A 12928-nucleotide genomic window follows, 5' to 3' on the forward strand; every position below is an offset into this window, starting at 1 on the left:
GGTCATGCCTCCGTCTGGCCGGTCACTGCAGGTGCCGGCTGGCCAAGGGGCAGGCGCAGCGTGAAGCAAGTGCCCTGGCCGGGCGTGGACTGCACTTCCATCTGCCCCTTGTGGTTGTTGGTGATGATGAAGTACGAAACCGACAAGCCGAGCCCGGTGCCCTGGCCGATTTCCTTGGTGGTGAAGAATGGCTCGAAGGTCCGCTTGCGCACCGTTTCGGGCATGCCGATGCCGTTGTCCTCGACCTGGATTTCCGCCCAGGGCGGATTGAGCCGCGTCCGCAGGATGATACGCCCGGGCTCGCTAGGCTGGGGGCGCTGATGAATGGCCTGGGCGGCATTCTTGAGCAGATTCAGCAGCACCTGTTCCAGTTCGTTCGCGGTGCACGGTACCGGACCCAGTTCGGGGTCGAACTGGCGAACGATGGCCTGGCCCTTGAAATCGAAGCCAATGGTCAGGTCGAAGTCGTTGCTGGCGATTTCCACCGCCTGGTCGATCAGCGCGGGCAGATCGCAGGGGGCCAGCTGGCGGTTGCTGCGTCGGCTGAAACTGAGCATATGGGTGACGATCTTGGCCGCCCGGGCCCCCGCCTGCTGGATGCCGTCGAGCAACTGCGGCACTTCGCGGCTCTCGAGGTAACGGTTGACACTGGGCAGGTCAATGCCCAGCTCGGCAGCCTGCTCCTGGTTGCGCGGCAGCTCCGGTGACAGGCGCCGACGAATGTTCTGCACGTTATGCAGAATCGCCCCCAGCGGGTTGTTGATCTCGTGGGCCATGCCAGCGGCCAGGCCACCCACCGAGAGCATCTTTTCGGATTGCACCATCATCTCTTCCAGCGACAGGCGCTGGGTGATGTCGTCGATACGGATCACCACACCACGGCCGCCCCCGCCCATCAGCGGGTAGAAGGTCAGGGCGTAGTGCCGCAGATCCTCGTCCTTGGGCCAGGTGACCCGCTCTATCTTGGCTACCCGATGCTTCTCGACGCTTTCCTTGAGTTGCGGCAGGAAAGGCTTGAGCGGTTCGAAGGCGATGAAGATCGGCTGGTTCAGCGCTTCGTCCAGAGGAGTGCCGGAAAGCACCGTGGCCTCGTGATTCCACTGAGTGACGTAGAGCTGCTCGTCGAGAGCGATGAGCGCCGAGGGCATGGAGTCGATGATGCTGTTGAGGTAGTTCTGGAAGCCCGTGAGTTTTTTCTCGATCTTGCTGCGGACCTGGACTTCCAGTTCCAGCTTGCGGTTGGTGTGGCGGGTTTCCTCGGCCAGGCCCTGAGCCTGGTCGTAGGCATTCTGGAATTCGTCGCGGGTACGCTTGAGCTGCTGCTCGCGGGCTTCGATACGCGACAGCATGGTGTTGAACGCCTCGGCCAGGCTGCCGATCTCGTCGTCGTTGCCACGGGTGGCGCGCAAGGCATAGCTTTCTTCGCGGGTGACCTGGCGGCTGAGTTCTTCGAGCTGGTTGATCGGCTGGGTGATCAGGCGTTTGATCTGCCGGGCGATGAGCAGCCACAACAGGATGCTGAACACCAATATCGCAGCGCTGGCGGTGAGAGTGCCGGTGTAGAAGGCGGTGGGTAGTTCGCTGCTGGCCACCAGCAGCAGATGGGCCGGAGGGTTGGCATCGCGGGGCAGGCGCACCAGTTGGGTGCTGCGAAACTCCATCAGACGCCAACCATCGATACTGCGGTAGCGCTTGGGCAGCGCCAGCGGCTCGCCGTGCTGCAACTGGGCCAACAGTCGCCCGTCACCGCCATAGATGGCCGCGGCACGCAATGGGGTATAGCTATCCAGTTCCCTGAGCAGCGCCGTGGCTGACTCGGGGGTGTCGCCGGCACGAGCCGACAGCTGAGGATTGGAGACCAGCCGTCCGATGGTTTGCAGGGCCTGGGGCGCCATGCTTTCCTGGGTGATCCAGTAGGCGGCGCTGATAAAGGCCAGGTTGGCCACCAGCAGAATGGTTACCAGCAATACCAACAGGGCTGCCAGCAGCTTCTGCCCGACCGGGAGGTTTTCCAGGCGTTTGCGCAAGGTCATGGGCAAGGCAATGTCCGTATCCGATTCAAGGTGCCAGCGTCAGTCGCTGGGCAAGCCACGGGCCCGCAGATTATCGACCAGGCGCTGGTGCAGGCGTTCCAGCCGCTCCAGGTGCATGCCGTGCCGGGCAGCGGCGCGGCAGGCATGGCCGAGCAGATAGTGCACTTCGGTGCGGCGGTTGGCGCGCACGTCCTGGTACATCGAAGAGTAGTTGGCGGCGGTGGCGAGGATCACCCGCTGCACTTCCTCGCCAAGATCCTGTGCCGCTTCCGGCTGGCCACACCGATGCAGCAGTTGGCTCAGCTCTGTACACAGCGCCTCGACTTCGCCCAGATGTTCCAGCAACCCGCCATTGTGGCACTCGTGCAGCACGGTCAGCGGGTTGATCGCGCAGTTCAGTGCGAGTTTGCGCCACAGGCGAGTGAGAATGTCCACGGTCCATTGGCCAGGGATGCCGGCGTCCTGCAGGTCGTCGAACCATTCGGGCAGCGTCGGGTTGGCAGGGTCACCCAGCCAGTTGAAACCATGCCCGGCGAAGCGTACCTGCCAGTCATCCTCGCGGAACGCGCCTTCGGTGCTGGAGGCGAATATGCAGCGGGCGTGGGGAACCTGGTCGGCGACTTCGTCCTGGCTGCCCAGACCGTTCTGCAGCAATACCAGCTCGGCGCCCTCGGCCAGTCGAGGGGCCAGTCGGGCCAGGGCCGGGGCGGCGTCGTAGGCCTTGCACGCTACCAACAGACGGTGGATCGGTCCGGGCGCGTCGGCAGTTTCGCCGGGGATGGCGTACTGGCGCGCCTGATCGTGCTCGACCAGGGTCAGGCCGCCGGCTCGCTGGTAGGCCTGCAGGCGGCGATCGTCGCGCAGAATCATTCGCACGGCCTTGCCCGCAGCTGCCAGGCGGCAGGCCCAGAGGCTGCCGAGGCTACCGGCGCCGAGAATATGCCAGGTGCTGCTCATCTGCGTTTCGCAACCCGTTATAATGAGTTCGCATTTTAACCCCCTAACCCTGACGCGCTCCATCTTCAGTCCGAGCGCGCGCTCATTTTATGGAGGATAGCCATGCCGTCGTTCGACGTGGTATCGGAACTGGACAAGCACGAAGTACAGAACGCAGTCGACAACGCCATCAAGGATCTCGATCGTCGTTACGACCTCAAGGGCAAGGGCAGCTTCGAGTTCAAGGACAAGGAACAGACCGTGGTGCTGACCGCAGAGGAAGAGTTCCAGCTCGAGGCGATGCTGGAGATCCTGCGCCTGGCCCTGGTCAAGCGCAAGATCGACGTCAAGTGCCTGGAAACCAAGGACCCCTACGCCTCCGGCAAAGAGAAGAAGCAGGAAGCCAAGTTCCGCGAAGGCATCGACAAGGATCTGGCCAAGAAGATCGTCGCCACCATCAAGGACGCCAAGCTCAAGGTTCAGGCGGCCATTCAGGGTGAGCAGGTCCGGGTCACCGGCAAGAAGCGTGACGATCTGCAGGAGGCCATTGCCCTGCTGCGCACCAAGGAATTCGACATGCCGCTGCAGTTCAACAACTTCCGCGACTGAGCCAGGTTTACTCCGGAACCGAGCTGGCGCTGGCACTGTCCACCGGTTCCGAGGCCGCTGCTAGACCCGCGGCCGGTTTTCACCCGCAGTTGCCGTAACGCATCAGGAGATGGATATGGATTTGAACGCTGAGGTCGACCAGCTGGTTCGCGAGTCACAGACCTGGGTTCCCTTGATCATGGAGTACGGCAGCCGTGTGTTGCTGGCGTTGTTGACTCTGGCCATCGGTTGGTGGATCACCAACTTGGTCAGCGACCGTCTGGCCCGTCTGGTCGGCTTGAAGGTGCAAGATCCGGCCCTGCAAGGGTTCATCCGCACCCTGGCCAATGTCGTGCTGAAGATCATGCTGGCGATCAGCGTGGCTTCGATGATCGGCATCGAGACCACCTCGTTCGTGGCGGCCATCGGTGGTGCCACCCTGGCCATCGGTCTGGCGCTGCAGGGCAGTCTGGCGAACTTCGCCGGCGGGGTGCTGATCCTGCTGTTCCGTCCATTCCGCATCGGCGACTGGATCGAGGCGCAGGGCGTCAGCGGTACCGTCGACAGTATCCAGATCTTCCATACCGTGCTGCGCACCGGTGACAACAAGACCGTCATCCTGCCCAACGGTACGCTGTCCAACGGGATCATCACCAACACCAACCGTCAGCCCACGCGCAAGGTGATCTTCGATGTCGGCGTGGACTACGAGGCCGACCTGCAGACCGCCCGCAATGTGTTGCTGGAATTGGCCCAGGACCCACGCGTGCTGGCCGATCCAGCGCCCCAGGCAGTGGTGTCGACCTTGGGCGACAGCTCGATCACCGTGTCGCTGCGGCTGTGGACCAAGACCGCCGATTATTGGGACGTGATGTTCATGCTCAACGAGCAGGCCCGTGATCGTCTGAAGGCCGAAGGCATCGATATTCCGTTCCCGCAGCGGGTGATCCGCGTGGTGCAGGAGACTGCCGCGCAGTAACGCCTGTTCCAGGTCGGGGCCGCTCTGCACCCCTTCGCGCCGAAACGCCGCGAAGGGGTGCAGAGCGGCCCCGACTTTTTCCGACTTTTTACACTTGTTCACAGTAACCCTCCGCCATTTCTGGCATATACCCTGACCCCTCCTGCTTTCACCCCAAACGCCGCCATGAAACCACTGCTGTACATCACTCCCTTGCGAGCCCTGCTGTTCGGCTTGACCCTGGCCCTGTTCGAGCTGCTGACGTACCTCGCCAGCGACGCTGTGATGCCGGCCATGCCGGTGGTGGTCGAGCACCTGGATGCCAGCCCGCAATACATTCCGCATGCGTTGAACCTGTACCTGCTGGGCGGCGTGGTCCTGCAGTGGCTGATCGGTCCGCTGGCCGATCGTTACGGTCGACGTCCTTTGTTGCTGGCCGGTTGTGGGGCATTCGCGCTGGCCTGCGTGGCCACCTATTGGGTGCAGGACATCGCGCTGTTCAACCTGTTGCGGCTGTTGCAAGGCGTTGGCCTGGGCTTCGTGGTGACGGTCAGCTATCCGGCACTGAACGAAGCGTTCAGCGAAGCCGATGCCGTGCGCATGATGGCGTTGCTGGCCAACATCGCCTTGTTGTCGCCGCTGCTCGGGCCGTTGGTGGGTACCTTGATGCTGCAATGGCTGGATTGGCGCTGGCTGTTCGTGGCGTTCGCCGCCGGCGCGGTACTGGTCTGGCTGCTGCTGTACCGGCTGATGCCGGAAACCCTTGGGGTGGAGCGGCGCGATGGCTCACGCCTGGCGTTCACACCGATCCACTTGTTGCCGTTGCTGGCAGGCTATGGGCAGTTGCTGGCCAACCGCCGGTTCGTGGCCGGGAGCGCTGCACTGGGATTGGTGGGCTTGCCGTTGATTGGCTGGATCGGCTTGTCGCCGGTGTTGCTGATCCATGACGAGGGATTGAGCACCCTGGAGTACGCCTTGTGGCAGTTGCCGGTGTTTGGCGGCCTGATCATCGGCAACCTGATCATCAACCGCATCGCCGACCGCTACCCGTTGCCGGCGCTGGTGCGTGGGGCTCTGTGGCCGTACCTGGCGGGATTGTGCCTGATGGTCCTGACGACCTGGTGGTGGCCGACGGTGACCAGCCTGGTCGCCGGCATGTCCCTCTATGCCTTGGGTCTGGGGGTGGCCAATGCGGTGCTGTACCGCATGACGTTGTTCGCCAGCGAGCAGAGCAAGGGCCTGGTGTCGGCGATGCTGGGCATGATCACCATCGCCCTGCTCGGCCTCGGTGGCGCGTTGCTGGCGATGATCGGAGCAGGGGACAGCCTGCTGCACTTCGCCCTGGCGGCTGGGGTGGCCGGAGCGCTGGCACTGTGGCCGTTGTGGTGGGTCGTCGGTGGTCGGGCTGGGGTCGTGGCCGGCTGAAGAGGAGTATCTGGACCGGCCCTTTCGCAGGTATACCCGCGAAGAGGCCGGCACCGACCACGGCAAACGCTCAGGGCTGCTCGGCCGCCGGGTTCTCAACCGGTTGCTGCTTGCCCTTGCCCACTTCCTGGCGCCAGTGCAGCGCAATCAGGATCAGTGTCGGCACACCCAACAGCGCAGTGATCAAGAAGAAGTTGTGGTAACCGAACTTCTCCACCATCACCCCTGAATAGCCCCCAATCAGGCGCGGCAACAGCAGCATGATCGAGCTGAGCAGGGCGTACTGGGTCGCCGAGAACTTCAGGTTGGTCAGGCTCGACAGGTAGGCGACGAACGCCGAGGTGGCAAGACCCGAGCTGAAGTTGTCGAGGGAAATCGTCACCACCAGCATTTTCAGGTTGGGGCCCATGTCGGCCAGCATCACGAACATCAGGTTGGTGGCCGCCGAGGCCGCGCCGCCGATGAACAGGATCGGCAGGATGCCGAAGCGCACGATCAGCAGGCCGCCGGCGCCAGCGCCGACCAGGGTCATGATCAGACCGAAGATCTTGCTGACGCTGGCGATCTCGTCCTTGGTGAAGCCGGTGTCGATGTAGAAAACGTTGGCCATGACGCCCATGACCGTGTCCGACATACGATAGGTGGCGATCAGGCCAAGCAGCAGCAGAGCCTGCCAGCGGTAACGGGTGATGAAGTCGTTGATCGGCGTCAGCACCGGTGCCAGGCCGCGTCGGCCCATGCCCGACAAACATGCCCAGGTCAGCGACACGTAGAGGATCAGGCGCAGGAAAGCGCGGTCTTCGAGCAGCAGATCGAGTGGCGTGGCATCGCCGGAGATGACGCTGGACCAGCCGGTGTTGAACATCTGCGTGAAGCTGGCAGGCACCGAGACCAGCAGGATGATCAGCACGAACACCGAGGCCATTTGATGGACCAGACCGTAGCGTGCCGCCGACAGCTGGGTGCGCATCGGTACGGCAGGCTCGCGCATGACCAGGGTGGTGAACAGCGCGGGCAGCATCATCACGCCAAACAGCATGTAGGTACCGGCCCAGGCTTTGTGCAGGTAGGCGAATCCGGTGGAGCCGAACCATTCGGCGAAGAACAGGGCGCCGGCCGTGGCCAGCAGCGCAGCGACCCGGTAGCCGGCCATATAGCTGGCGGCGAGGGCGGCTTGGCGTTGATCGTCGGCGATCTCCAGGCGGTAGGCATCGACGGCGATGTCCTGTGTGGCCGAAGCGAAAGCCACCAGTACCGCCAGGGCGATCAGCCACGACAGGTGTTGCTGCGGATCGCACAGGCTCATGCCGACCAGCCCCAGCACCACCAGCGCCTGCGACAGCAGCAGCCACGAGCGACGCCGGCCGAGGCGACCGAGCAGGGGCAGGCGCCACTGGTCGAGCAGCGGCGACCAGACCCACTTGAAGGCATAGGCCAAACCGATAAGGCTGGCGTAGCCAATGGTCTCGCGGGCCACACCAGCCTCGCGCAGCCACACCGACAGGGTCGAAAACACCAGCATGTAGGGCAGGCCGGCGGCAAAGCCGAGCAGCAAAAGCACCAGGGTTGACGGGCTGGCATAAGCAGCGAGCGCAGCGCGCCAGGTTTTACGGGGCATGGGCCAACATCTGCCTCAAGTTTTCGAAAACAAAGCGCGCACTCTAACCGCTGTGCTCCATCGGGCGCCAGCCATGGCGGTTCATATCCACACGATTATTGGTCACATTCACACCTTCTGCGCGCAGGCGCGCACGTTGTTCGTCGCCACCCGGCGTGCCCAATGCCAGGCTCAGGCGGCCACCGGCGCCGAGGACCCGGTGCCAGGGCAGGCGAGTATCGGCCGGAAGCTGGCTGAGTGTGCGACCGACCCAACGCGCGGCGCGGCCGAGCCCTGCCAGTTCGGCCAACTGGCCGTAGCTCACCACTTTGCCGGCGGGGACTTGGCCGAGCACCGAATACAATGCCGTTCGTCGGGCCTCGGGGCTGTCCGCGACGGGGAGTAGATCAGCGGACATCCGCGGCTCCTGGGGGCTGTGATGAAACCGGACGAATGGTTCGACAAATGAGCGTTGAACTCAACGGCATGGTCTGGGTCTGTCCTTGTTCTGGTCGTCGGTATCTGGATAATGCCCGGCTTTTTTCGTCAAATCGAACCCGTAGTCAGCTTATGTATTCTAGATTCCTGCTATGCACGTTTGCCGCCTCCCTGTGTGCCACCCCCGCTTTAGCCGATACCGTCTTCATGAAAAACGGTGACAAGCTCAGCGGCACCATCAAGGTCTTCGATGGTGGCAAGCTGGTACTCGACACCCCTTATGGTGGGACCATCGCTTTGGACTGGAAGCAGGTTCAGACCCTGGAAAGCGATCAGGAGCTGCTGGTCAAGCAAGACGCCTATTCCGGCGAGAAAGCCAAGTCGCTCAGTGCCGCGGAGCCCGGCAAGGTCACCCTGGCCAATGGCGAGGCACCCAAGACCGTCGACCTGGCCAGTATCCAGCAGATCATGAAGCCCAAGCCGCTGGTCGAGGACTTTTCCTGGAAGGGCAACGTTGACGTGGCGATGGACTACAAGCGCGCCGAAACCGACACCGACGACTACGACATCAGCTTCAAGACCACCGCCCGCCACGGCCGTTGGCGGCACAACGCCGAAGGCGAATACAACCGCGAGACCCAGGACGACGTCACTACCACCGACAACTGGAGCGCCGAATACGCCCTCGACCGCTTCATCACCGATAAGTGGTTCTGGCAGGGGCGGGCGGAGTACAAGCGTGACCAGATCGAAGATCTGGCCCGCCAGCGGACCATCGGTACTGGCCCTGGTTATCAGTTCTGGGACGACGAACTGGGGGCGTTCTCGCTGGGTTCGCTGATCAACCGCACCGACTTCGAGTACCAGGACGGCGCCAAGGACAATTTCTATTCGGCAGCGGTGAAGTGGGACTACACCCGCTACCTGATCGGCAAGAACATCCAGCTGTTCACCAATGGCGAGCTCGCCAAACCGCTGGGCGGTGTGGCCGATTACTCGCTCGATGCCGAGGTCGGTTTGCGCTACAAGGTCACCGAGTGGGCCTCGCTCAACCTCAAGGCGGAAAAAGACATCATCAGCGGCACGCGCGACAGCGACCTGGACAAGACCCGCTACACCGCAGGCTTCGGCGTGACCTGGTAGGCGCTGGCTTGCCGGCGCTGAAGCGCGCTTGGGCACAAATGGCAGTGGCTGCTCGGCCTGATAATGCTTATCTTGTCAGCCATCCAGTCCGCTGCCAGGAGCGTCCTTCGTGAGTACCAACGCCATCCGCCCCGCCCGGGAACTGCTGCTCAAGGAATACCGTGGCGTGCTCTCGACCCACTCCAAGTCGATGCCCGGTTTTCCGTTCGGTTCGGTGGTGCCCTATTGCCTGGACGCCCAAGGCAACCCGTTGATCCTCATCAGCCGGATCGCCCAGCACACCCACAACCTGCACAAGGACCCCAAGTGCTCGCTGCTGGTCGGGGAGCGCGAGGCCGAGGATGTCCAGGCCGTCGGCCGTCTGACCGTGATGGCCGAGGCGCACAAGCTGGAGGACACGCAAGCCATCGAGGCCGCAGCCGAACGCTACTACCGCTTCTTTCCCGACGCCGCCGACTACCACAAGGCTCACGACTTCGATTTCTGGGTGCTGCAGCCGGTACGCCATCGCTACATCGGCGGGTTCGGCGCGATCCACTGGCTAGACCAGGTCACCCTCGCCAATCCCTTCGCTGGCAAGGCCGAGGCGGGCATGATCGCGCACATGAACGCTGACCATGCCAATGCCATCGCCCACTATGTCGAGCTCACCGGTCTGCCGCGCCATGCCCAGGCTGAGATGGTCGGCATCGACAGCGAGGGTATGCATCTGCGCATTGGCCAGGGCATCTACTGGCTGCCTTTCCCGAGCGTCTGCAATACACCGACACAAATCCGCGAGGCCCTGGTTTTGCTGGCCCGCGCCGACCAATGGCCGACCGCTGCGGTTACCGAGGCTTGAAATTCGGAGCGTGCGCATCCATCTGAGGTCTTATTGGAAGGTTATCTTCCGTCGAGGAACCCTTGATGCGTGCTTTTCTACTGCTGTTTCTGATTTTTCCGGTGCTGGAGTTGTTTGTCTTCGTCAAAGTCAGCGCCGCCATCGGTTTTTTCCCGGCGCTGCTGCTGATCATCGCCGGCTCCGCACTAGGTGTACTGGTGCTGCGCGTGGCCGGTCTGGCCACGGCGCTGCGTGCGCGTGAAAGCCTGCAGCGTGGCGAGCTACCCGCCGAAGACATGTTCCAGGGCATGATGATGGCCGTCGGCGGCGGCCTGTTACTCCTGCCAGGCTTCATCAGCGACGTGCTGGGCGTGCTCTGCCTGCTGCCGTTCACCCGCCACCTGGCCGCGCGCAAGATGCGCCAGCGGGCCGAGGAGCAGGCCATGCGCCAGCGGGCGTTCCAGGACGATCCTTTTCAGGCACGACCGCGAGAGGCAGGCCAACGGCCGAATGTCATCGAAGGCGAGTACGAGCGTCGCGACAAGTAACCCCACATTTGCAACGGCCCCGCGAGGGGCCGTTTTTCGTCGTGCCTGGCCAGGATGAAAAATTTTATATTCAAGGCCTTGTAATTGTTTCGGGCGACCTCATGTATGTGGTCACCGCAAGGTTTCTGGTGGCGACACCAGACATTACACAGGTGACTCGCCCCTGGCGGGTCACTCCCGGCAACGCCGGACCGCATCAAAACCGCCGGTGTCGACACCGGCCGATGAAAACCACAATTTGGGAGAGATCGACAATGAAGCTTCGTCCTCTGCATGACCGCGTAGTCATCCGTCGCAGCGAAGAAGAATCGAAAACCGCTGGCGGTATCGTCCTGCCGGGTTCGGCCGCTGAAAAACCAAACCGCGGCGAAGTCGTCGCCGTCGGCACCGGTCGCATCCTGGACAACGGTGAAGTACGTGCGCTGGCCGTGAAAGTGGGTGACAAGGTGGTTTTCGGCCCTTACTCGGGCAGCAACACCGTGAAAGTCGACGGCGAAGACCTGCTGGTAATGAGCGAGAACGAAATTCTCGCCGTTGTCGAAGGCTGATTTTTCCGACTTACCGTTACTCCAAAGAATTTCAAGGATTAAACGATCATGGCTGCTAAAGACGTAAAATTCGGCGATTCCGCTCGTAAGAAAATGCTGGTTGGTGTCAACGTTCTGGCTGACGCGGTAAAAGCGACCCTCGGCCCGAAAGGCCGCAACGTGGTTCTGGCCAAGAGCTTCGGCGCGCCGACCATCACCAAGGACGGCGTTTCCGTCGCCAAAGAAATCGAGCTGAAAGACGCCTTCGAAAACATGGGCGCCCAGCTGGTCAAGGAAGTCGCTTCCAAGGCCAACGACGCTGCCGGTGACGGCACCACCACCGCTACCGTCCTGGCCCAGGCCATCGTCAACGAAGGCCTGAAGGCCGTCGCTGCCGGCATGAACCCGATGGACCTCAAGCGCGGTATCGACAAGGCCACCGCTGCCGTCGTCGCCGAACTGAAGAACCTGTCCAAGCCATGCGCCGACTCCAAGGCCATCGCTCAGGTCGGTACCATCTCCGCCAACTCCGACAACTCCATCGGTGAAATCATCGCCGAAGCCATGGAAAAAGTCGGTAAAGAAGGCGTGATCACCGTTGAAGAAGGCTCGGGCCTGGAAAACGAACTGTCCGTCGTAGAAGGCATGCAGTTCGACCGTGGCTACCTGTCGCCTTACTTCGTCAACAAGCCAGACACCATGGTTGCCGAGCTGGAAAGCCCGCTGCTGCTGCTGGTCGACAAGAAGATCTCCAACATCCGCGAATTGCTGCCAGTACTGGAAGCCGTTGCCAAGGCCGGTCGTCCGCTGCTGATCGTGGCTGAAGACGTCGAAGGCGAAGCACTGGCGACCCTGGTCGTCAACAACATGCGCGGCATCGTCAAGGTTGCAGCGGTCAAGGCGCCAGGCTTCGGCGACCGCCGCAAGGCCATGCTGCAGGACATCGCCGTCCTGACCGGCGGCCAGGTCATCTCCGAGGAAATCGGCCTGACCCTGGAAACCACCACCCTGGAGCACCTGGGTAACGCCAAGCGCGTCATCCTGTCCAAGGAAAACACCACCATCATCGATGGTGCTGGCGTTGACGCCGACATCGAAGCACGCGTCAAGCAGATCCGTGCTCAGATCGAAGAAACCTCTTCGGACTACGACCGTGAGAAGCTGCAAGAGCGTCTGGCCAAGCTGGCTGGCGGTGTTGCCGTGATCAAGGTCGGTGCTGGCACCGAAGTTGAAATGAAAGAGAAGAAAGCCCGCGTCGAAGATGCCCTGCACGCTACCCGTGCAGCTGTCGAAGAAGGCGTGGTGCCTGGCGGTGGTGTTGCCCTGGTTCGCGCCCTGGCTGCCATTGTCGACCTCAAAGGTGACAACGAAGACCAGAACGTCGGTATCTCGCTGCTGCGCCGCGCTGTAGAAGCCCCGCTGCGCCAGATCACCGCCAACGCCGGCGACGAGCCAAGCGTTGTTGCTGACAAGGTCAAGCAAGGTTCGGGTAACTACGGCTACAACGCTGCAACCGGCGAATACGGCGACATGATCGAGATGGGTATCCTCGACCCAGCCAAGGTCACCCGTTCGGCCCTGCAAGCCGCAGCTTCGATCGGCGGTCTGATGATCACCACCGAAGCCATGGTTGCCGACCTGCCGGAAGACAAGCCAGCTGCTGGCATGCCTGACATGGGCGGTATGGGTGGCATGGGCGGCATGATGTAAGCCAGCTTTACCCCCTGCACCAAGGAAAAGCCCCGCCTAGTGCGGGGCTTTTTTATGGTTCTTCACGGATTGTCGGGGGGAGCTTTGCTTGGCTTGGCTTGGCTTGGCTTGGCATTTAGATCGTGAGGTGATCCATTGTGTGTAGCGGCGCTACTGGCCCCTTCCGCCTTTACGGCGGGCAACTTTTTTCTTGGAAAAAGTTGCA

General features: G+C 62.3%; 12 protein-coding genes. 8 read left to right on the top strand and 4 right to left on the bottom strand.

Annotated elements, in window-relative coordinates:
- Positions 1-2: 2 nt before the first annotated feature.
- Positions 3-2033: an ATP-binding protein gene (locus tag KY379_RS08820; protein WP_133329879.1), complete on the bottom strand. Its 2031-nt coding sequence runs from the start codon at positions 2031-2033 to the stop codon at positions 3-5.
- A 39-nt stretch (positions 2034-2072) separates the two neighbouring features.
- Entirely contained in the window at positions 2073-2990 is a 918-nt protein-coding gene (locus tag KY379_RS08825) for a putative 2-dehydropantoate 2-reductase (RefSeq protein ID WP_133329881.1), read from the bottom strand.
- Between the two features lie 102 nt (positions 2991-3092).
- On the opposite strand from KY379_RS08825, the gene KY379_RS08830 reads away from it, so the two are divergent.
- The 3 genes from KY379_RS08830 (at position 3093) to KY379_RS08840 (ending at position 5940) form a co-directional block, all read left to right on the top strand.
- Positions 3093-3578, top strand: a complete 486-nt coding sequence (locus KY379_RS08830; RefSeq protein WP_133329883.1) for a YajQ family cyclic di-GMP-binding protein — start codon at positions 3093-3095, stop codon at positions 3576-3578.
- 115 nt (positions 3579-3693) lie between these two features.
- Positions 3694-4536, top strand: coding sequence for a mechanosensitive ion channel family protein (locus KY379_RS08835; RefSeq protein WP_133329885.1), 843 nt, complete (start codon positions 3694-3696; stop codon positions 4534-4536).
- Between the two features lie 165 nt (positions 4537-4701).
- Positions 4702-5940 carry an MFS transporter gene (locus KY379_RS08840; RefSeq protein ID WP_133329887.1) on the top strand — a complete coding sequence of 413 codons (1239 nt, stop codon included), beginning with the start codon at positions 4702-4704 and terminating at the stop codon, positions 5938-5940.
- A gap of 70 nt (positions 5941-6010) precedes the next feature.
- Here KY379_RS08840 and KY379_RS08845 read toward each other — a convergent pair whose 3' ends face one another.
- Both KY379_RS08845 and KY379_RS08850 read right to left on the bottom strand, forming a co-directional pair.
- Entirely contained in the window at positions 6011-7558 is a 1548-nt protein-coding gene (locus KY379_RS08845; protein WP_133329889.1) for an AmpG family muropeptide MFS transporter, read from the bottom strand.
- A 43-nt stretch (positions 7559-7601) separates the two neighbouring features.
- The gene (locus tag KY379_RS08850) at positions 7602-7955 is read right to left on the bottom strand and encodes an MGMT family protein (RefSeq protein ID WP_133329891.1); all 354 of its coding nucleotides are present in this window, start codon (positions 7953-7955) and stop codon (positions 7602-7604) included.
- Positions 7956-8107: 152 nt separating this feature from the next.
- Here KY379_RS08850 and KY379_RS08855 point away from each other — a divergent pair, with 152 nt between their 5' ends.
- The 5 genes from KY379_RS08855 (at position 8108) to groL (ending at position 12723) form a co-directional block, all read left to right on the top strand.
- On the top strand, positions 8108-9118 hold the full coding sequence (locus KY379_RS08855; RefSeq protein ID WP_261239605.1) for a DUF481 domain-containing protein: 1011 nt from the start codon (positions 8108-8110) through the stop codon (positions 9116-9118).
- 109 nt (positions 9119-9227) lie between these two features.
- On the top strand, positions 9228-9959 hold the full coding sequence (locus tag KY379_RS08860) for a HugZ family protein (RefSeq protein ID WP_261239604.1): 732 nt from the start codon (positions 9228-9230) through the stop codon (positions 9957-9959).
- A 65-nt stretch (positions 9960-10024) separates the two neighbouring features.
- Positions 10025-10486 (top strand): FxsA family protein, encoded by a 462-nt coding sequence (locus KY379_RS08865; protein WP_133329897.1) that lies wholly within the window; start codon positions 10025-10027, stop codon positions 10484-10486.
- 254 nt (positions 10487-10740) lie between these two features.
- On the top strand, positions 10741-11034 hold the full coding sequence (locus tag KY379_RS08870) for a co-chaperone GroES (RefSeq protein WP_009395550.1): 294 nt from the start codon (positions 10741-10743) through the stop codon (positions 11032-11034).
- A 48-nt stretch (positions 11035-11082) separates the two neighbouring features.
- Positions 11083-12723, top strand: a complete 1641-nt coding sequence (gene groL / locus KY379_RS08875; RefSeq protein ID WP_060478110.1) for a chaperonin GroEL — start codon at positions 11083-11085, stop codon at positions 12721-12723.
- The last annotated feature ends 205 nt before the right edge of the window (positions 12724-12928 follow it).

This window comes from Pseudomonas sp. HD6422 (assembly GCF_025377065.1).
Classification (GTDB): domain Bacteria; phylum Pseudomonadota; class Gammaproteobacteria; order Pseudomonadales; family Pseudomonadaceae; genus Aquipseudomonas; species Aquipseudomonas putida_U.

Bases quoted from the DNA above. Each gene is read 5' to 3' on its own strand.
- KY379_RS08820 (WP_133329879.1), bottom strand. From the start codon at position 2,033: ATGACCTTGCGCAAACGCCTGGAAAACCTCCCGGTCGGGCAGAAGCTG.
- KY379_RS08825 (WP_133329881.1), bottom strand. From the start codon at position 2,990: ATGAGCAGCACCTGGCATATTCTCGGCGCCGGTAGCCTCGGCAGCCTC.
- KY379_RS08830 (WP_133329883.1), top strand. From the start codon at position 3,093: ATGCCGTCGTTCGACGTGGTATCGGAACTGGACAAGCACGAAGTACAG.
- KY379_RS08835 (WP_133329885.1), top strand. From the start codon at position 3,694: ATGGATTTGAACGCTGAGGTCGACCAGCTGGTTCGCGAGTCACAGACC.
- KY379_RS08840 (WP_133329887.1), top strand. From the start codon at position 4,702: ATGAAACCACTGCTGTACATCACTCCCTTGCGAGCCCTGCTGTTCGGC.
- KY379_RS08845 (WP_133329889.1), bottom strand. From the start codon at position 7,558: ATGCCCCGTAAAACCTGGCGCGCTGCGCTCGCTGCTTATGCCAGCCCG.
- KY379_RS08850 (WP_133329891.1), bottom strand. From the start codon at position 7,955: ATGTCCGCTGATCTACTCCCCGTCGCGGACAGCCCCGAGGCCCGACGA.
- KY379_RS08855 (WP_261239605.1), top strand. From the start codon at position 8,108: ATGTATTCTAGATTCCTGCTATGCACGTTTGCCGCCTCCCTGTGTGCC.
- KY379_RS08865 (WP_133329897.1), top strand. From the start codon at position 10,025: ATGCGTGCTTTTCTACTGCTGTTTCTGATTTTTCCGGTGCTGGAGTTG.
- KY379_RS08870 (WP_009395550.1), top strand. From the start codon at position 10,741: ATGAAGCTTCGTCCTCTGCATGACCGCGTAGTCATCCGTCGCAGCGAA.
- groL (WP_060478110.1), top strand. From the start codon at position 11,083: ATGGCTGCTAAAGACGTAAAATTCGGCGATTCCGCTCGTAAGAAAATG.